Raw genomic sequence first — 18708 nt, 5'->3', positions numbered from 1 at the left:
TGGGCAATGCAAGATTTCTTGCATTGCCCTTTTTACTATCGTATAATTATACTCACCTAACAATTGTTAAAGTGAGGTTTAATATGGCAACTACAACTGATTTAATCACAAAAATTAATGAGAATTATGGCAAGATGTCAAAGGGGCAGAAGCTTTTGGCTAACTACATCATTGACAACTATGATAAGGCTGTATTCTATACTGCTGCAAAGCTTGGTGAGATAATTGGTGTATCAGAATCGACCGTTGTTAGATTTGCTTCATTTATAGGGTATAGCGGATATCCTGAATTTCAGCAGGCTTTAGAGGAATTAGTGCGCTCTAAGCTTAATTCATCAGATAGAATAGAAATAACAAACGGTGGTATTGAGCAGAATGGAGTATTGCGAACTGTATTATCTTCAGATGCTCTTAAAATTAAAAATACAATGGAAAGCATTGACGAGGCTGCCTTTGAAAATGCTATTGAGGCTATTTTAAGTGCTCGACGCATTTATGTGGTTGGAATTAGAACCTGTGCGCCCCTTGCATCATTTCTTTCATTTTATTTAAATATGATATTTGATAATGTAATTAATCTTCAGACTAGCTCTACATCTGAGCTTTTTGAACAAATGATTCATATATCAGATAAGGACTGTATTATAGGAATATCATTTCCTAGATATTCAATGCGTACATTAAAAGCATTAGAATTTGCTAATAATAGATTGGCGCATGTAATTACAATTACGGATTCAATTCACTCTCCAATGAATTTATACAGCTCATGTAATTTAATTGCAGAAAGCGATATGCATTCAATAGTTGATTCTCTTGTGGCACCACTTTCTGTAATAAATGCCCTGATAGTAGAGTTGTGTAATAGAAAACAATCTGACGTTGCAAATACACTTGATATGATTGAAAGTGTTTGGAATGATTATCAGTTTTATGAGAATGATGAAATAGATTTAGTAGATGATTCCATTAAGATGAACTATCCTGGAGAGGTTTAATGAGTAAAGTTTTTGTTATAGGTGGCGGAGCTGCTGGAATGATGGCAGCATATGCTGCAGGTATTTGTGGCCATGAAGTCACGATTTTTGAAAAGAATGAGAAGCTTGGAAAGAAAATATATATTACAGGCAAGGGTAGATGTAATTTTACAAATGCTTGTGATGTAGAGGATTTCTTTAAAAATGTAGTTTCAAATCCTAAATTTTTATATAGTGCCCTTTATACATTTAGTCCAGATTCAATGATTGGATTTGTTGAGAGCCAGGGGATTGCAACCAAAGTAGAACGTGGTAATCGTGCATTCCCAGAGTCTGATCACGCATCAGATATTACAAAAGCATTGGAAAATGGATTAAAGGAATATGGCGTTAAAATAAGACTTCGTTCTGAAATCAAAGATATTTTAATTGATAATGGCAAGGTAAAAGGTCTGAAGCTTTCTTCAGGAGAAACTTTAGAATGCGACCATGTTATTGTTTGTACCGGTGGTTTATCTTATTCCACAACAGGCTCTACAGGCGATGGACTGAAATGGGCAACTAAAAACGGAATACAAGTAACTGAATGCAGACCTGCACTTGTACCATTAAATTGTGTTGAGAAATACATTCCTGAAATGCAGGGACTAGCCCTTAAAAATGTTAATTTAAAAATATTTGATGGCAAAAAGAAGCTATATGATAGCTTTGGAGAGATGCTTTTCACACACTTTGGAGTATCTGGTCCATTGGTTTTGTCGGCTAGCTCAATAATTGGTAAAAGACTTCAAGCTGTTGGCAAGCTAAATGCTACAATTGATTTAAAACCGGCTTTATCTATAGAAGAACTTGATGCAAGAGTTTTACGAGATTTTAATGATAATATGAATAAACATTTAAGCGCGGTTCTTAGAGGATTATTACCATCGTCTATGGTTCCAGTATTTATTGATATTATGCAGTTTGATGATGGTCGACAGATTAATTCAATTACAAAAGAAGAAAGAGCAACTCTTGTTAAGCTACTAAAGGAATTTCCTTTTACAATTAGCGGAGTTCGAGAATATAAGGAAGCTATTGTTACTCAGGGTGGAGTATCAGTCAAAGAGGTTGACCCTTCAACAATGAAATGTAAAAATATAGAAGGATTGTCATTTGCTGGTGAGGTACTTGACTTGGATGCTTTCACAGGCGGATTTAATCTTCAGATAGCATGGTCCACTGGATATTTAGCTGGACTTAGTATTTAAATAAGTAATTTATTATTTTGGAGGATATATATTATGGCAATGAATGTTGCAATTGACGGACCTGCTGGTGCAGGCAAATCTACAATAGCTAAGGCTATTGCAAAGAAAATGGGATATGTATATGTAGATACTGGCGCTATGTATCGAGCTATGGCTCTTTATTTTTTGCGTTCTGGTATAGAGTCTAACGACGAGGCTAAAATCGCAGCATCTGTAGATGATATAGTAGTTTCTATTAAATACGAGGATGGAGCTCAGCACGTAATTCTTAATGGAGAAGATGTTACAGGTCTTATTCGTACAGAAGAAGTAGGAAATATGGCTAGCGCAACTTCTGTTTTTGCTCCAGTTAGAACAAAGCTTGTTGCTCTTCAGCAGGAATTAGCTAAGACAACGGACGTTATCATGGATGGTAGAGACATCGGTACAGTAGTTCTTCCTAATGCTAACGTAAAGGTTTTTCTAACAGCTTCCGTAGAATGCAGAGCTAAGCGTAGATATGACGAGCTTGTTGCAAAGGGTGAGTCACCTGATTTTGACAAGATTGCAAAGGATATTGAGGAGAGAGATTATAGAGACTCTCATCGCGAAATTAGTCCTCTCAAACAGGCTGAGGATGCTATTTTAGTAGATAGCTCAAATATGACTATTGACGAGGTAGTAGATACAATTATTAATCTTTGTGAAGGAAAGTAATATGAAAGTTATTTTGGCTGAATCTGCTGGATTTTGCTTTGGAGTACAAAGAGCAGTAGATGTAGTAAAAAAACAAATTTCCGAAGGCACTAAGCCTTTATATACTTATGGGCCAATTATTCATAATGAAGAAGTTGTCCGTGAGTTTGAGGAGAGTGGCGTAAAAGTAATGGATGAAAATCCAGATGCGGATTATGAGCCTGGTACTGTAATTATTCGTTCTCACGGTGTTACACGTCAGGTTGAGGAAACTCTCAAGAAAAAAGGACACAATATAATTGATGCAACTTGCCCATTTGTAAAGAAGATTCATCGTGCTGTTGATGAACATTCAAGGGCTGGGGAACACATTGTAATCATTGGAAACCCTGACCATCCAGAAGTTAGAGGCATTGTTGGCTGGATAAATGGCAATGATTATTCCGTAATTCCGGATGAAAAATCTGCATTTAATTTTTCAGTTAATTCTCAAGCGAGTATTTGTATTGTGTCTCAAACCACCTTTAACCATAATAAATTTCAAGAATTAGTTGAAATTATAAATCAAAAAGGTTATCATATTATTGTTTTGAATACAATATGCGATGCGACTAATAAAAGGCAGGTTGAAGCTGCAGAAATTGCTTCAAAAGTTGATGCCATGGTGGTTATTGGAAGTAAGAATTCGTCTAATACCCAAAAGTTGTACGAGATATGCAAAACAAGATGCAACGATACTTACTATATACAGACGGCTGATGATTTCCAGTCATCTGACCTTAGTTCCATTGAAAGTGTAGGTATTACCGCAGGGGCATCCACCCCAAACAATATTATCGAGGAGGTTCAAAAGAAATGTCAGAAATGAGTTTTGAACAAATGTTGGAGGAATCATTTAAAACTATACACAATGGAGAGGTAGTAGACGGTACTGTTATTAGCGTAAAGCCAGATGAAATCGTTTTAAATATCGGTTACAAGTCTGATGGTATTATTACACGTTCAGAGTACACAAATGAGTCAAACATTGATCTTACTACTGTTGTTAAAGTTGGTGATCCTTTATCAGCTATCGTAATCAAGGTAAATGATGGTGAGGGTCAGGTTCTTCTTTCTTACAAGAGACTTGCTCAGGAAAAGGGCAACGAGAGATTAGCAGAGGCATTTGAGAGCGGAGAGGTTCTTACAGCTACAGTTGACAAGGTTCTTAAGGGAGGTCTTACTGTTGTTGTTGATGAGGCTAGAGTATTTATTCCAGCTTCATTTGTTTCAGATGTTTATGAGAAGGATCTTACAAAATATCAGGGACAGGAAATTAGCTTTGTAATCACTGAGTTTGATCCAAAGCGTCGTAGAATCATTGGAAATAGAAAGACATTACTTGTTGCAGACAAGGCTAAGGCTCAGGAAGAGCTTATGGCTAAGATTGCAGTTGGTCAGGAATTCGAAGGAACAGTTAAGAATGTTAAGGACTTCGGTGCATTCATCGATTTAGGTGGTGCTGATGGACTTCTTCACATCTCAGAAATGAGCTGGGGCCGTGTAGAGAATCCTGCAAAGACACTTAATGTTGGCGATACAATCAAAGTATTTGTTAAGGAAATCAAGGACGGCAAGATTGCACTTTCTTGCAAGTTCGACGATGAGAACCCATGGAATGGTGCTGCTGAAAAGTATGCAGTTGGTACTGTTGTAAAGGGTAAGGTTGTTCGTATGAAGGACTTTGGTGCTTTCGTAGAGCTTGCTCCTGGAATTGATGCATTACTTCATGTTTCTCAGATTTCAAAAGAGCGTATCGAGAAGCCTTCTGATGTTCTTTCAATCGGACAGGACATTGAGGCTAAGGTTGTTGAGTTCAACGACGAGGAGAAGAAGATTAGCCTTTCTATGAAAGCACTTCTTGAGCCAGAGCAGACAGATGATGCTGAAGTTGCTGACGTAAACATCGAAGAAGTGGCTGCTTCTGAAGAGTAATTTCAAATTATGTGCAGGCCTAGAAATTCTAGGCCTGTTTTTTATTGGTAAGAAATTGTCCTGTTATTAATATTTAAACTTAAAAATATAACAATAAATACACAATTCATATGTATAATGGATTTTGTATCAAAGAAAAGTTTAAGATTGGAGCCGATTATATGGAAAATTATGAAGGATTCAAGAAAAGTGTTTATTCTCTAACAAAAATTGATTTGGACGCATACAAAGAGAAACAGATGCGCCGTAGAATTGATTCTCTTGTTACAAAGAATAAATGCAAAACTTATGAAGAATATGTTGGGCTGTTAAAAAGTGATAAGGATGTTTTTGATGAATTTGTAAACTTCCTTACAATAAATGTTTCTGAGTTCTATCGTAATCCTGAGCAGTGGGAGCTTATGGTTAAGGAGTTTTTCCCAGAATTAATTGCAAAATCAGGACAGCAGCTTAAAATATGGTCAGCCGCTTGCTCTACAGGTGATGAGCCATATTCTCTTGTAATGGCACTTTCAACACTTGTGCCATTGAATAAAATCAAAATATATGCAACTGATCTTGACAAGCAAGTTATTGCAACAGCTAAAGTTGGCCTGTATAGTGCCAAGAGTATTGCTAATGTACCAGCAGATTTGAAAAAGAAGTACTTTACTCAGGTGGGTAATTCTTATCAGATTTCCGAAGATATCAAACGTTGCGTAGATTTCAAAGAACATAATTTGCTAAGAGATGCATATCCATCTAATTATGACATGATTGTTTGTCGTAATGTATTGATTTATTTTACAGATGAAGCCAAAACTGATGTATACAGTAAGTTCAATAAATCGTTACGACAAGGTGGTATTTTATTTATTGGCTCTACGGAACAAGTAATAGATTATAAAGATTTAGGATATAAAAGAAGATATTCCTTCTTCTATGAGAAGGTTTAAGAAAAAAACTTCCCTTTACAGGGAAGTTTTTTAATGCTTCAACATATATTTTAATATTTTTACAAGGATTTCAGGCTCAACATCATCTATGTTAATGAAAGCATCTTTGGAAGCATAATCAGATTTGAATATCCTTTTGTTACTTACATCAACTTTTTCGGGAAGCTGAAGAAAAGTACCTTCTAGTGGAACCTTGCAGTCTTTTTTGGAAGCAGGTCGTCTATTATTTTTGTCTATGCTTTCACCTATTGCTTTTGGAATTATCATTTCTTCTTCGATTAAATAATAATAGTTTTTGTAATCAGGAAGATATGTATAAAGAGTTCCTTTGAATAGGTTTAAAGTAACGTAAATGCGATTATTTTTAATAATATACATACCGTATTCACGTATTTTATTTATAGAACTAGGAAGGCTAATATCTGTCTGTAATTCATATCTGATTTTGTCAGCAGCAATTTCTTTAGATACAAAGCTTATATTTGAGGTCAACAAATCGCTGTAGCTTAAAATATCAGCAATGTATATCATTCCTTTTACATCTTCATAATTATGAAGAAGGATTAAATCCTTTGATTGTTTATCACCTGTGAGAGAATAGTGCTGATAGACAGGAATTAATTCTCCGCCATTATACTGATCGTCTCTATTTAATCCTAAAAAAGCTTCTATAGTCTTTTGCTTATAATTAGGTAAGTTTAAAAGACACTTGGCCTTGGTAGAGGTAAGATACATATCTACATGTCGTTTAGATTTGATGGTGGTATTAAAATGATATTTTCTACACCTTTCTACAATAAAAGACTCATCAAATCTGGTTGAATTAAATCCTAATAGACCATCATAATTAGAAATCGTATTTTCGAATTCTTGTATAATTTCTAATTCTTCTGACTCGTTATTGGCTAGAAGCTGTGTAATCATGATTTTGTTTCCTAATCTAACAGCATAGCCTATTAGATAAATAAATGATTTCCTAGGAGAAAGTCCAGTACACTCAATATCAAAAAAGATTGTGTTTTCATCAAAGTACTTATCTAAAGAGTAGCTTATATTATCAATTGAATATTCGTTAGTTATTTTTTCCATAATGTTCCTTAGTGTTATATTTTACATTGTTAAATTATACACAATTTCATTGCGTTTGGTACTTAAAAATATACAAAATAAATGATAATATTTCTCTACTATTTTAATCAAAATGATATAATTTTACATATAGAGCTAATATTGGCGGAAAAATGATTAGCTCATGATTAGTTATTTTTAAAGAAAGAGGGGTAATGCTAATGGGTCTTAGGACTTTTAAAGGTGGCGTACATCCTTATGATGGCAAGGAATTATCAAAAGAAAAGCCAATCAAGGAATTATTGCCACAAGGCGAAATGGTTTATCCATTGTCCCAGCATATTGGAGCACCTGCTAATGCAGTTGTTTCTGTTGGTGATACTGTGCTTAGAGGCCAGAAGATAGCAGAGGCTGGAGGATTTGTTTCAGCACCAATCTATGCATCTGTTTCTGGTACAGTTAAAGCTATTCAACCTAGACGTGTTGCTACTGGTGACATGGTCAATTCTATTATCATTGAAAGTGATGGCAAATTTATCGAAACAGGATTTGAAGCCTGCGAAGATTACACAGAGCTTTCAATTGATCAAATTATCAAAAAAATTCAAGAGGCTGGTGTAGTTGGAATGGGTGGTGCCGGTTTCCCAACCCATGTAAAACTTTCTCCTAAAAACCCTGAAAAAATTGAATATATTATTGCTAACTGCGCAGAATGTGAGCCTTATCTTACTTCTGACTATAGGTCTATGGTTGAAGAGCCAGAGAAACTTATCACTGGTATGAAAATAATTCTTCAGCTATTCCCTAAGGCAAAGGGACTTCTTGGTGTAGAAGATAATAAACAGGATGTTATTGAATCTTTGACTAAGCTTTGTGAGAAAGAGCCTCGAATCGAGGTTGTTCCTTTAATGACAAAGTATCCTCAAGGTGGAGAACGTCAGCTCATTAAGGCTTGTACTGGCAGAGAAATCAATTCTAAAAAGCTTCCAGCTGATGCAGGATGTATTGTAGACAATGTTGCTACTATCAATGCTATTTATACTGCAGTTGTAGAAGGCAAGCCTGTTATGGATCGAATCTTTACTATTACAGGTGACGCTATTATGGAACCTCGCAACTTCAGAATTTGTATTGGTACTAGCTGCAAAGAAATACTTGAAGCTGCAGGTGGATATGTTCGTGATCCAAAGAAGCTTATTTCGGGTGGTCCAATGATGGGCTTTGCTCTTATTGATGTAGATATTCCTACAACAAAGACATCAGGAGCATTACTTGCATTGTCAGAGGATGAGGTATCTAAATTTGAAACAACTGCATGTATCAACTGCGGTCGATGCGTTGAAGCTTGTCCAGAGAATCTGATTCCATCTAGATTGTCTAAATTCTCTGATCATGGAGATAAAGAACAGTTCGAAAAATGGTACGGCTTAGAGTGTATTGAGTGTGGTAGCTGTAGCTTTGCTTGCCCTGCTAGAAAACCACTTGCTCAGTCAATCAAGACCATGAAAAAGATGGTTCTTGCAGACAAAAGAAAAAAGTAGAAAGGATAAGGTGAGACGACAGTGAGCGATTTATTAAAAGTTTCTTCATCACCACATGTTAGAGCAAAGGATGATACTAGCAGAATTATGCTCTATGTAATTCTTGCCCTTATGCCAACTACAATTTTTGGTATTGTTAATTTTGGTTTAAGAGCGCTAGCTTTAATCTTAGTTTGTGTATTTACATGTGTGATTTCAGAATTCTTATTTGAAAAAGCAGTAGGGAAAAAGAACACTATTGGCGATTTTAGTGCAGTCGTAACAGGATTGTTATTAGCACTTAATTTACCATTTACTTTGCCAATTTGGCAGGCAGTTCTTGGTTCCGTATTTGCGATAGTAGTTGTTAAAATGTTATTTGGCGGATTGGGACAAAACTTTATGAATCCAGCCCTTGGTGGAAGAGTATTCCTTGTTATTTCCTTCGCAGCTACTATGACACATTTCGAGTATGATGGCGTTGCAGGAGCTACACCACTTCAGCTTTTAAAAAGTGGAGAGGCAGTAAATACTCTTGATATGCTTATTGGTCATACTGGAGGTACAATCGGTGAGACCTCAGCTCTTTGCATTCTTATTGGAGCAATCATTTTAATTTTGCTTGGAGTTATCGATCTTACAATTCCTGGTGTATACATTGTTACATTTTCAATTTTTATCATTCTATTTGGTGGACATGGATTTGATACAACTTATTTAGTTGCACACCTTTGCGGTGGTGGTCTTATGCTTGGTGCATTCTTCATGGCGACCGATTATGTTACTTCACCAATTACACCTTCAGGAAAGGTGATATTTGGTATATGCCTTGGCCTTTTGACAGGCATATTCCGTATTTTCGGTAACAGTGCAGAGGGAGTTAGCTTTGCAATTATATTTAGCAATTTACTTGTTCCTCTCATTGAAAAGGTTACTGTTCCACGTGCTTTCGGTATTACTCGAGAGAAAAAACCAAAGGAGGTGAAGGCTAATGAATAAATTAGTTAAAGACGCTTTGGTTCTTACCTGCATCACAGTTATTGCAGGATTTGCACTTGGGCTTGTATATGAAATTACAAAAGCACCTATCGCAAAGGCAGAGGCAGAGGCCTTACAGACTGCATACCAAACTGTATTTGCAGATGCCGCTTCCTTTGAAGATCTTGAAGATTTCGATTCTGATGCAGCAACAGCTATTGTTAATAATGCTGGCTATGACAAAGAGAAAATTGATAACTGTGTAGTTGCAATGGATTCTTCTGGTAATCCTATTGGATACGTAATTACGGTAACAACATCTGCTGGATATGGTGGAAATATTACATTTTCAATGGGAATTACCAATGATGCAGTGATTAATGGATATTCAATTACAAGTATTTCAGAGACTGCAGGTCTTGGCATGAAGGCTAGAGATACAGGTGATGGAACATTTTCATCACAGTTCATCAATAGAAATGCTGAGACATTTACTGTAACAAAGACTGGTGCGTCCTCTTCATCAGAGATTGATGCTATTTCGGCTGCCACAATTACTTCAAAGGCAGTAACAAGTGGCATTAACGCTGGCGTTACCTACTTTAATTCTTTAGTAGGAGGTGCACAATGAATAAAAATTTAGAACGACTTTATAATGGTCTTTGGAAGGAAAATCCTACCTTTGTATTGATGCTTGGTATGTGTCCAACACTTGCTGTTACAACATCAGCTATCAATGGTATTGGTATGGGTCTATCTACAACGGTGGTACTTGTTCTTTCAAATATGATGATTTCTGCACTTAGAAATATCATTCCTGATAGAGTGAGAATGCCTGCATTTATAGTTGTAGTTGCTTCATTTGTTACAATAGTACAGTTTTTAATGCAAGGTTTTACTCCTTCGCTTTACGCATCTCTTGGAATCTATATTCCACTTATTGTTGTTAACTGTATTATTCTTGGACGTGCTGAAAGCTATGCTTCTAAAAATCCAGTTATTCCTTCAATGTTTGATGGTATTGGAATGGGACTTGGCTTTACAGTTGGTCTTACATTAATAGGTATCGTTAGAGAGATACTTGGAAATGGTTCAGTATTTGGCGTTACTATTTCAGCTCTCAATGATTTCCATATTACATTATTTGGACTTGCTCCAGGTGCATTTATTGTTCTTGGATTCTTAGTAGCAATCATGAATGTTGTCAGAAGAAAAATGGAAGCAGCAGGCAAGCCACTTCCTGCAGTTCAAGGCTGTTTAAGCGGAGATTGCTCAGGCTGTACACTTTCTTCTGCATGTACTGGAAAATCAATGGTTCATGTTACAAAAGAAGAGATACCAGTAGATCCAAAGGATGTTGCTAAGCCAGAGCCTGCTAAGGATGCAGTTAAACAGACAGCAAACACAAAAAATACAGAGGATGTTGAAAAATCAGGTTCAGATTCGTCCTATGCTGATGATGATATTGAAGGAAAGGAGGAGAATAAATAATGAGTTATGTTACAGGATTAATTTTATTACTTGTTTCTTCGGCTATTGTAAATAACGTTGTTCTTTCTCAGTTCCTAGGACTTTGTCCTTTCCTTGGAGTTTCAAAACGAGTAGAAACAGCAGCTGGTATGGGCGGCGCCGTAATATTCGTAATTACGATAGCTTCATTTGTATCAAGTGTAATTTATAAATTTATTTTGGCACCTACAGGATTTGAATACATGCAGACAATTGTATTTATTCTTGTAATAGCAGCCTTAGTTCAGTTTGTTGAGATGTTCCTTAAAAAGAGTGTACCTTCACTTTATGAATCATTGGGAGTTTACCTTCCACTTATCACAACAAACTGTGCAGTACTTGGTACAGCAATTAATAATGTTACTAAAGAATACGATATTCTCAAATCAGTCATCAATGGCTTTGGCGTAGCAGTTGGTTTTACAATTGCAATTGTAATTATGGCTGGTATACGTGAGAAAATCGAATACAACGATATTCCAGAGACATTCAAGGGTTCAGCTATTGTCCTCATTACAGCAGGACTTATGGCTATGGCATTTCTTGGATTCTCAGGAGTTATATCATTATAAGGAGGGCTGACAAATGAGTATAACAGGAATTTTACTGGCAGCTGTTATTGTTGGCGCTACTGGTTGTATTATAGGATTTTTCCTTTGCTTCTCAGCAGAGAAGTTTAAGGTTGAGGTTGATCCAAAAGAGGAGGCTGTACTTGGAGTCTTACCAGGAAATAACTGCGGTGGTTGCGGATATGCTGGTTGTTCAGGTTTGGCAGCTGCTATAGCTAAAGGAGAAGCTCCGGTTAACCAATGTCCAGTTGGTGGCGCTCCTGTAGCTGCTCAGATTTCCGAAATTATGGGTGTAGCTGCAGAAGAAGGTGTTCGCAAAGTTGCCTTTGTTATGTGTAATGGTACTTGTGAGAATGCTAAACAGCTTTATGATTACACTGGAGTTGAGGATTGTAAGGCAATGGCTTTTGTTCCTGGTGGAGGACCAAAAGCTTGTTCCTATGGTTGTATGGGCTTTGGCTCATGTGTAAAGGCTTGTCCATTTGATGCAATCCATATCGTAGATGGAGTTGCAGTGGTAGATAAAGAAGCCTGCAAGGCTTGCGGAAAATGCGTTGCAACTTGTCCTAATCACCTTATTGAGCTTATCCCTTATGATTTTGGACATGCTGTTCAATGTCATAACAATGACAAAGGTAAGGATGTTATGAGCGTTTGTAAGGTGGGGTGTATCGGATGTCACAAATGCGAAAAGACTTGTGAATTTGGTGCAATTACCGTTGATGGTTTTTATGCTCATATAGATCAAGAAAAATGTACAAGCTGTGGCAAGTGTGCTGAAGTTTGTCCTAGAAAGATAATTCTCTAGATTATTACAAAAAAGGCTCCTCGATTATTGTCGAGGAGCTAATTTAATGTTAACATAATCAAAGGGATTTTTTAAAGAAACGTTTGCATTAAATGATTTTGGAGGATATTGATAAAGATGGTCATTATGATTAATCAATTTCACATGGCATTTTTTGCAACTGCTTTAGCTATAACTGTATTTGTTCTTATATTTACACTTATTCAAAAGAGAACAGATAAGCCGCAAAATAGATGGTTTCTTATTGTATTATTTATTATTCTTATTAATTCGATTTCCGAATTGACTACTTCCGTTTTTGAAACTGATTATGCTAAATCAATCACAAGCTACTGGGGCCTTATAGTTTCCCAGAATATATATTTCTTGTTTCATTCTGCTCTTTGTCCTATGTTATACGATTATGTATCTTGTGTAACTGGTAAAAGCAGGAGACGTTCATTATTTAAATCATTTTTACTCCATATTCCGTTTATATGCACAGAAATACTTGTTTTACTTAACCCATTTTATAATTGCGTTTTCTACTATGATTTCTTATTCAAGTTCCATAGAAACTGGGGCGAATATATTATTTACTGGGTTGCAGTATTTTATTTTGCGCTATCTGTGTTTGAGCTCTTATTTTCATGGAAAGCTATTACACCACGTAGAAGTGTCGCCTTATCATATCTGTTTTTATTAACTATGGCAGGGGTTGTAATTCAGCTGCTTTATATTGATTTGAAAACGGAGCTTTTTTCAGAAGCCTTAGCATTAATGGGTGCCATGCTTGCTATAGAAAATGAAGACGATAGAATGCACGTGGACACAGGAATATATAATCGTATTGCACTCCACAATGATGTTCATAATATGCTAATTATGAATGAAAAGGCTGGCTTGATATTTATTAAAATTTCTAATGCCAATATTATTGAGAGGGTTACTCGTTCTAACAATTATGATGCTTTAGCTATTGCTGTTACAGATTTTTTAAAGACTTTGGTGCCTAGATATAAAATATATAGTCCAAGCAAAGAGTGCTTTGTGATTATTTGTGATAGTAACGAGCTAGACAAAGCCGATGGATACTTATCTAAAATAGTAGAGAGATTTAATAATCTTTGGGATATTTATGATAACTCCTTCAAATTAAATGCTTCTGTGTTTAAAGCAGTTATTCCAGAACAGATTCATTCACATGAAGAAATTGCTTATATAGCTGACAGTATTATCCCTCAAAGCGTAATAAGTGAGCATGGTGAAATCGAATGGATTACTCGCCGTTCTGAAATAGAAAGGGCTATCAAAAATAGTATTAACAATCAAAAATTTGAAGTTTTCTATCAGCCTACATTCTGTGGTGATGGTAAGGTGCTTCATGGGGCAGAAGCATTAGTACGTATGCATGACGAAAACGTAGGTGATATTTCCCCAGAAGAATTTATTCCTATTGCTGAGCAAATTGGATTTGTTGATCAAATAGATGATTTTGTATTACATCAGGTTTGCCAATTGATTCAGACTGGAGTTCTTGAGAAAAACAATCTTGATTGCATTAATGTAAATTTGTCTGTTGTTCAATGCTTGAGACCTGGATTTTTTAATCACATAATCGCCATAGTAGACCAATATAAAGTAAAGCATTCATCTATTAATTTTGAGATTACTGAATCTGTTGGGGCAGAAAACTACTCCGTATTATCAAAGGTTGCTCATCAATTAAAGGGGGCAGGATTTTCTCTTTCAATGGATGATTACGGCACAGGCTATTCAAATGTTGAAGGAATATTTTCCCTTGATTTTGATATTGTAAAAATTGATAAGAGTATTTTATGGAATGCCATGAGGGCAGAACGAGGACGAGTTATTCTTGAGAATAGTATTAATATGGTTCATGGTTTGGGCTGTAAAGTCCTAGTTGAAGGTGTAGAAACGGATAATCAAATACATGAACTACAAAAATATGGAGTTGATTATTTCCAAGGCTATTATTTTTCTGAGCCTCTTTCGAAAAAGGAGTTTTTGGAATACATCAAGGTAAATTAATTGTGCCTCATTTAATTTATAATGATTCTTGCGCTTGTATAGGCTTTAGTGGTATGATTATGCGGAAATATTTTGGGAGATAATTATGTACGGTCGAGATTTTACAAAGAAACAAAGAGTAGTTGTAAAAGTTGGTTCTTCAACTATTACACATGATGCTACAGGCAATATCGATTACACAAAGCTAGAACGTTTAGTTAGACAGTTATGCGACTTAAGAGCTCAAGGAAAGGATGTTTGTCTTGTTTCCTCCGGAGCAATAGCTGTTGGACGTTATGCTATTGGGCTAAAGGAGCGTCCAAAGGATTTGGCTACTAAACAAGCGTGTGCGTCCATTGGACAGGCCTATCTGATGTCTGTATATCAAAAGCTTTTTTCTGAGTACAATCAAAGAGCAGGTCAGATTCTAATGACCAAAAAGACTATGACTGATCCAGAATCTAGAGAAAATGCACGAAATACATTTGAAGAGCTATTTTCTCTTGGTGTCATTCCTGTTGTAAATGAAAATGATACCGTTGCCACTCATGAGATTCAGTTTGGCGATAATGATTCTTTGTCTGCCATTGTTACCGCTCTTGTTAAGGCTGATGCATTAGTTTTACTTTCAGACATAGAGGGATTATATACAGATAATCCTGCTACTAATCCTGATGCAGAGTTTGTACCTATAGTTGAGAGCGTTGATGATGTAATGAACATGGCTAGCTCTGAAAGCTCATCAAATGTTGGAACAGGTGGTATGACTGCAAAGCTTCGTGCAGCTCAGATTGCTACATATAGCGGCGCAGACATGGTTATAACAAATGGTGCCCATATAGGTAATATACATAGGATTTTTGAAAATAAAGATAAAGGAACATTATTTGTTGCTAATAAGCGCGATGATGTTCGAATATTAGATTTGTTAGAGGATTAATTATGATTACAGAGAAAGATATTGCGAGAATTAATGAGCTTTATCACAAGCAAAAAGCAGAAGGTCTTACAGATGCTGAAAAGGAAGAGCAGGCAAAGCTTAGAAAAGCATATATAGAAGCTATAAGAGGCAATGTTAGAGCTCAGCTTAACAATATTGATATAGTTGATGAAAATGGCAAGGTGGAGAATCTTGGCGAAAAATATGGAAAAGTTTCTAAATAATAAAGAACTTAGAAAAAAAATTAAAAGCATACGAGACAATATTTCTTTGGAACAAAGAGAATCTATGTCTCAGGATATTACAGAAAACGTTTTGGCTCTTTTAGAATCTGATTTTAAAGGAGCTAATATTTTTTTATGTTTCTATCCGTTTGGCTCAGAGGTTGATTTACGTGGACTGTATAATATTTTAAAAAGTAAAGGAAAGCGTATTTTTTTTCCTATATCTGATTCTGATAGACATGAATTATCGTTTCATGAAGTTAATGATTTTTCAAAGGATTTTAGTACAGGTGCTTATGGAATAATGGAGCCCTGCAAGGATTTGCCATTGTTAGAAGCAGTGCAGGATGAGGTGGTGGTTATTACACCTGGGGTGTCCTTTGATAATAGCTGTAATCGTATTGGATATGGTGGCGGTTATTATGATAGATTTTTTGAACAACATTCTAACTATATTAAAATCGGTGTTGGATTTGAACAACAGATGGTTGATAATTTGAAGATAGAGGCGCATGACATGCCTTTAGACTATATTGTAACTAATGACAGGCTTATAAAAAGAGGTGCATAATGACTTTACTTGAACTAGCTACTAAAGCAAAAAATGTTAAATATAGCGTAGCTTCACTATCTACAGAAAAAAAGAATGCTGCAATCACAGCTGTGGCTGATGCATTAGAAGCAAATGCTGCTTCAATTATTTCTGCTAATGCTATTGATATGGAAAATGGAGCCCAAAAGGGATTATCCCAAGGACTTTTAGATAGACTTAAATTAGATGAGTCAAGAATCAAGGGGATGGCAGATGGTCTTCGTGAGGTTGTAGCCCTTGAGGACCCAATCGGAAAAGTTGTTGAAGAGTTTACACGTCCTAATGGACTTGATATTAAAAAGCGACTTGTACCAATTGGTGTTGTTGGTGTTATTTATGAGGCTAGACCTAATGTAACTGCTGATGTTTTTGGACTTTGCTTTAAAACAGGTAACGCTGTCATTTTAAAGGGCGGTAGTGATGCACTCGAATCTAATAAGGCAATCGTTAAGGTTATAAAGGATGCTCTTAGAGTAGGTGGTTTTCCTGAGGATGCAATCACTCTTATTGAGGATACTAGTCGTGAGACAGCCAAAGAAATGATGCGTTTAAACGGATATATTGATGTGCTTATTCCTAGAGGTAGTGCTGGTTTAATTAAATCAGTTGTTGAGAATGCATCTGTTCCAGTGATTGAAACAGGCTCTGGCAATTGTCATATCTATGTTGATTATGATGCAGACATTGATATGGCTGTAAATATTATCGTAAATGCGAAGACTCAACGTATTGGCGTATGTAATGCATGTGAGTCTCTTGTTATAAATGAAAATATTGCAAGTAAATTGCTCCCTGTTTTAAATAAAGAACTTAGAGCAAAGGGAGTACAGATTTTTGCAGATGAGAAAGCAAAGGCTCTTATGGAAGGCGCTGATGCTGCCACTGAGCAAGACTTTGCAACAGAGTATTTAGACTATATTATTTCTGTTAAAACTGTAGCGTCTGTAGAAGAGGCTATTGAACATATTAATAAATATAACACAGGCCACTCAGAAGCTATTATCACAAATGATAAAGATAATGCTGAGAAATTCTTAAATGGAATTGATGCTGCTTGCGTATACGTAAACGCATCAACTCGATTTACAGATGGCTTTGAGTTTGGTTTTGGAGCTGAAATTGGTATCAGTACCCAGAAGCTTCATGCTAGAGGTCCTATGGGACTTATGGCTCTCACAAGCTATAAATACACCATCTATGGAGATGGACAGGTTAGAAAATAATTAGATAGGAATTTATAAATGAATATTACAGATTTATTAAACAATGCTCCAGAGCAGGAGCCAGAGCGTCAGTATTATTTTATTGCTGAGGCAAAAAAGATTATTGCAAAAAAGGAAGCTGAGCTTGGACGTAAGCTTACATGCTGTGTTACAACCTTTGGTTGTCAGATGAATGCTAGAGATTCAGAGAAGCTTCTAGGTGTTCTCAAGGAAATCGGTTATGTAGAAACAGAAAATGAGAATGCAGATTTTGTAATTTACAACACTTGTACTGTTAGAGAGAATGCAAATAACAAGGTATATGGTCACCTTGGTATTCTTCATGGTTATAAAAAGAAAAACAAAGACATGATGATTGGTCTTTGCGGCTGTATGATGCAGGAACCTACTGTTATTGAGCATCTTAAAGCTAATTACAAGTTTGTAGACCTTATTTTTGGTACTCATAATCTTTACAAGTTTGCAGAGTTATTTACAACAGCCCTTTTAAATAAAAAGGGTATGATTATCGATATTTGGAAGGATACAGACAAAATTGTTGAGAATTTACCTATCTCAAGAAAATATCCTTTCAAGTCAGGTGTAAATATTAGCTTTGGCTGCAACAACTTCTGTACATATTGCATCGTGCCATATGTAAGAGGCCGTGAGCGTTCAAGAAAGCCAGAGGACATTGTAAATGAAATCAAGGGATTAGTTGCTGACGGTGTAGTTGAGGTTATGCTTCTCGGACAAAATGTTAATTCTTATGGAGTAGGCCTTGAAGAAAAGACTACATTTGCAGAATTATTAAAGATGGTTAATGACATTGAGGGCCTTGAGAGAATTCGTTTTATGACTCCTCATCCAAAGGATTTATCAGATGAGCTTATTGAGGCAATGGCTACACTTCCAAAGGTTTGTCATCACATGCATTTACCATTACAGTCAGGAAGTACAGAGATTCTCAAGAAGATGAATCGTCGCTACACTAAGGAGCATTATCTTGGATTGGTAGAAAAGCTTCGCGCCAGAATTCCTGATGTTGCCATTACAACTGATATTATTGTTGGATTCCCTGGAGAGACAGAAGAGGACTTCCTTGAAACAATGGATGTAGTTGACAAGGTTCATTATGATTCTGCATTTACATTTATTTATTCAAAGAGAACTGGTACACCTGCTGCTGCAATGGATAATCAGGTTCCAGAGGATGTTGTAAAGGATAGATTCGATAGACTTCTTGCTTTAGTTCAAAAGCATGGTCATGATAAGGTTAAAGCCCTTGAAGGTACTGTTCAAAAGGTTCTTGTTGAGGATGTTAACGAGCAGGATAGCTCTCTTGTATCAGGAAAGCTTGCTAATAATGTTACAGTTCATTTCCCAGGAGATGAATCTTTAATTGGAAAATTAGTCGATGTTAGGTTAAACTGTTGTAAAGGGTTCTACTTCATTGGAGAACAAGTTTAATCAAAGG

At 36.1% G+C, this 18708-nt stretch carries 19 protein-coding genes; 18 read left to right on the top strand and 1 reads right to left on the bottom strand.

Annotated elements, in window-relative coordinates; genetic code table 11:
- The first annotated feature begins 83 nt into the window (after positions 1-83).
- From E7276_RS01020 to E7276_RS00995, 6 genes are all read left to right on the top strand, one after another.
- Positions 84-998 (top strand): MurR/RpiR family transcriptional regulator, encoded by a 915-nt coding sequence (locus E7276_RS01020; RefSeq protein ID WP_294212594.1) that lies wholly within the window; start codon positions 84-86, stop codon positions 996-998.
- Positions 998-2227: an NAD(P)/FAD-dependent oxidoreductase gene (locus E7276_RS01015; RefSeq protein ID WP_294212592.1), complete on the top strand. Its 1230-nt coding sequence runs from the start codon at positions 998-1000 to the stop codon at positions 2225-2227. The genes E7276_RS01020 and E7276_RS01015 overlap by 1 nt, the downstream gene beginning before the upstream one ends.
- Before the next feature lie 33 nt (positions 2228-2260).
- The gene (cmk, locus tag E7276_RS01010) at positions 2261-2923 is read left to right on the top strand and encodes a (d)CMP kinase (RefSeq protein WP_294212590.1); all 663 of its coding nucleotides are present in this window, start codon (positions 2261-2263) and stop codon (positions 2921-2923) included.
- A 1-nt stretch (position 2924) separates the two neighbouring features.
- Positions 2925-3770, top strand: coding sequence for a 4-hydroxy-3-methylbut-2-enyl diphosphate reductase (ispH, locus tag E7276_RS01005; protein WP_294212587.1), 846 nt, complete (start codon positions 2925-2927; stop codon positions 3768-3770).
- Positions 3758-4876, top strand: a complete 1119-nt coding sequence (gene rpsA, locus E7276_RS01000; RefSeq protein WP_294212584.1) for a 30S ribosomal protein S1 — start codon at positions 3758-3760, stop codon at positions 4874-4876. Before ispH ends, rpsA begins: the two co-directional genes overlap by 13 nt.
- Positions 4877-5037: 161 nt before the next feature.
- The gene (locus E7276_RS00995; RefSeq protein ID WP_294212581.1) at positions 5038-5811 is read left to right on the top strand and encodes a CheR family methyltransferase; all 774 of its coding nucleotides are present in this window, start codon (positions 5038-5040) and stop codon (positions 5809-5811) included.
- A gap of 30 nt (positions 5812-5841) precedes the next feature.
- Here E7276_RS00995 and E7276_RS00990 read toward each other — a convergent pair whose 3' ends face one another.
- The gene (locus tag E7276_RS00990; protein WP_294212578.1) at positions 5842-6900 is read right to left on the bottom strand and encodes a ribonuclease H-like domain-containing protein; all 1059 of its coding nucleotides are present in this window, start codon (positions 6898-6900) and stop codon (positions 5842-5844) included.
- 200 nt (positions 6901-7100) lie between these two features.
- Between E7276_RS00990 and rsxC the strand changes: the two genes are divergently transcribed.
- From rsxC to miaB, 12 genes are all read left to right on the top strand, one after another.
- Entirely contained in the window at positions 7101-8420 is a 1320-nt protein-coding gene (gene rsxC, locus E7276_RS00985; RefSeq protein WP_294212575.1) for an electron transport complex subunit RsxC, read from the top strand.
- Between the two features lie 21 nt (positions 8421-8441).
- A complete protein-coding gene (locus E7276_RS00980) occupies positions 8442-9398 on the top strand; it encodes an RnfABCDGE type electron transport complex subunit D (RefSeq protein ID WP_294212572.1) in 957 nt (318 codons plus the stop codon).
- On the top strand, positions 9391-10008 hold the full coding sequence (locus E7276_RS00975; protein ID WP_294212569.1) for an RnfABCDGE type electron transport complex subunit G: 618 nt from the start codon (positions 9391-9393) through the stop codon (positions 10006-10008). The genes E7276_RS00980 and E7276_RS00975 overlap by 8 nt, the downstream gene beginning before the upstream one ends.
- Positions 10005-10868 carry an electron transport complex subunit RsxE gene (rsxE, locus tag E7276_RS00970; protein ID WP_294212566.1) on the top strand — a complete coding sequence of 288 codons (864 nt, stop codon included), beginning with the start codon at positions 10005-10007 and terminating at the stop codon, positions 10866-10868. The genes E7276_RS00975 and rsxE overlap by 4 nt, the downstream gene beginning before the upstream one ends.
- The gene (gene rsxA / locus E7276_RS00965) at positions 10868-11458 is read left to right on the top strand and encodes an electron transport complex subunit RsxA (protein WP_294212563.1); all 591 of its coding nucleotides are present in this window, start codon (positions 10868-10870) and stop codon (positions 11456-11458) included. The genes rsxE and rsxA overlap by 1 nt, the downstream gene beginning before the upstream one ends.
- Before the next feature lie 13 nt (positions 11459-11471).
- Complete coding sequence (locus E7276_RS00960; protein ID WP_294212560.1) at positions 11472-12263, top strand: RnfABCDGE type electron transport complex subunit B; 792 nt, start codon at positions 11472-11474, stop codon at positions 12261-12263.
- 126 nt (positions 12264-12389) lie between these two features.
- On the top strand, positions 12390-14294 hold the full coding sequence (locus E7276_RS00955) for an EAL domain-containing protein (RefSeq protein WP_294212558.1): 1905 nt from the start codon (positions 12390-12392) through the stop codon (positions 14292-14294).
- An 85-nt stretch (positions 14295-14379) separates the two neighbouring features.
- Positions 14380-15213, top strand: coding sequence for a glutamate 5-kinase (gene proB / locus E7276_RS00950; protein WP_294212555.1), 834 nt, complete (start codon positions 14380-14382; stop codon positions 15211-15213).
- A 2-nt stretch (positions 15214-15215) separates the two neighbouring features.
- Complete coding sequence (locus tag E7276_RS00945; protein WP_330598888.1) at positions 15216-15437, top strand: DUF896 domain-containing protein; 222 nt, start codon at positions 15216-15218, stop codon at positions 15435-15437.
- On the top strand, positions 15406-16008 hold the full coding sequence (locus tag E7276_RS00940) for a 5-formyltetrahydrofolate cyclo-ligase (RefSeq protein ID WP_294212552.1): 603 nt from the start codon (positions 15406-15408) through the stop codon (positions 16006-16008). Before E7276_RS00945 ends, E7276_RS00940 begins: the two co-directional genes overlap by 32 nt.
- Positions 16008-17252, top strand: coding sequence for a glutamate-5-semialdehyde dehydrogenase (locus tag E7276_RS00935; protein ID WP_294212549.1), 1245 nt, complete (start codon positions 16008-16010; stop codon positions 17250-17252). Before E7276_RS00940 ends, E7276_RS00935 begins: the two co-directional genes overlap by 1 nt.
- Before the next feature lie 18 nt (positions 17253-17270).
- On the top strand, positions 17271-18701 hold the full coding sequence (miaB, locus tag E7276_RS00930) for a tRNA (N6-isopentenyl adenosine(37)-C2)-methylthiotransferase MiaB (RefSeq protein ID WP_294212546.1): 1431 nt from the start codon (positions 17271-17273) through the stop codon (positions 18699-18701).
- Positions 18702-18708 lie beyond the last annotated feature (7 nt).

This window comes from Pseudobutyrivibrio sp. (genome assembly GCF_015057185.1).
Classification (GTDB): domain Bacteria; phylum Bacillota; class Clostridia; order Lachnospirales; family Lachnospiraceae; genus Pseudobutyrivibrio.
The sequence above is the reverse complement of the archived record's forward strand: the minus strand, read 5'-3'. Positions and strand labels throughout refer to the sequence as shown.

Bases quoted from the DNA above. Each gene is read 5' to 3' on its own strand.
- E7276_RS01020 (WP_294212594.1), top strand. From the start codon at position 84: ATGGCAACTACAACTGATTTAATCACAAAAATTAATGAGAATTATGGC.
- E7276_RS01015 (WP_294212592.1), top strand. From the start codon at position 998: ATGAGTAAAGTTTTTGTTATAGGTGGCGGAGCTGCTGGAATGATGGCA.
- cmk (WP_294212590.1), top strand. From the start codon at position 2,261: ATGGCAATGAATGTTGCAATTGACGGACCTGCTGGTGCAGGCAAATCT.
- ispH (WP_294212587.1), top strand. From the start codon at position 2,925: ATGAAAGTTATTTTGGCTGAATCTGCTGGATTTTGCTTTGGAGTACAA.
- rpsA (WP_294212584.1), top strand. From the start codon at position 3,758: ATGTCAGAAATGAGTTTTGAACAAATGTTGGAGGAATCATTTAAAACT.
- E7276_RS00995 (WP_294212581.1), top strand. From the start codon at position 5,038: ATGGAAAATTATGAAGGATTCAAGAAAAGTGTTTATTCTCTAACAAAA.
- E7276_RS00990 (WP_294212578.1), bottom strand. From the start codon at position 6,900: ATGGAAAAAATAACTAACGAATATTCAATTGATAATATAAGCTACTCT.
- rsxC (WP_294212575.1), top strand. From the start codon at position 7,101: ATGGGTCTTAGGACTTTTAAAGGTGGCGTACATCCTTATGATGGCAAG.
- E7276_RS00975 (WP_294212569.1), top strand. From the start codon at position 9,391: ATGAATAAATTAGTTAAAGACGCTTTGGTTCTTACCTGCATCACAGTT.
- rsxE (WP_294212566.1), top strand. From the start codon at position 10,005: ATGAATAAAAATTTAGAACGACTTTATAATGGTCTTTGGAAGGAAAAT.
- rsxA (WP_294212563.1), top strand. From the start codon at position 10,868: ATGAGTTATGTTACAGGATTAATTTTATTACTTGTTTCTTCGGCTATT.
- E7276_RS00960 (WP_294212560.1), top strand. From the start codon at position 11,472: ATGAGTATAACAGGAATTTTACTGGCAGCTGTTATTGTTGGCGCTACT.
- E7276_RS00955 (WP_294212558.1), top strand. From the start codon at position 12,390: ATGATTAATCAATTTCACATGGCATTTTTTGCAACTGCTTTAGCTATA.
- proB (WP_294212555.1), top strand. From the start codon at position 14,380: ATGTACGGTCGAGATTTTACAAAGAAACAAAGAGTAGTTGTAAAAGTT.
- E7276_RS00945 (WP_330598888.1), top strand. From the start codon at position 15,216: ATGATTACAGAGAAAGATATTGCGAGAATTAATGAGCTTTATCACAAG.
- E7276_RS00935 (WP_294212549.1), top strand. From the start codon at position 16,008: ATGACTTTACTTGAACTAGCTACTAAAGCAAAAAATGTTAAATATAGC.
- miaB (WP_294212546.1), top strand. From the start codon at position 17,271: ATGAATATTACAGATTTATTAAACAATGCTCCAGAGCAGGAGCCAGAG.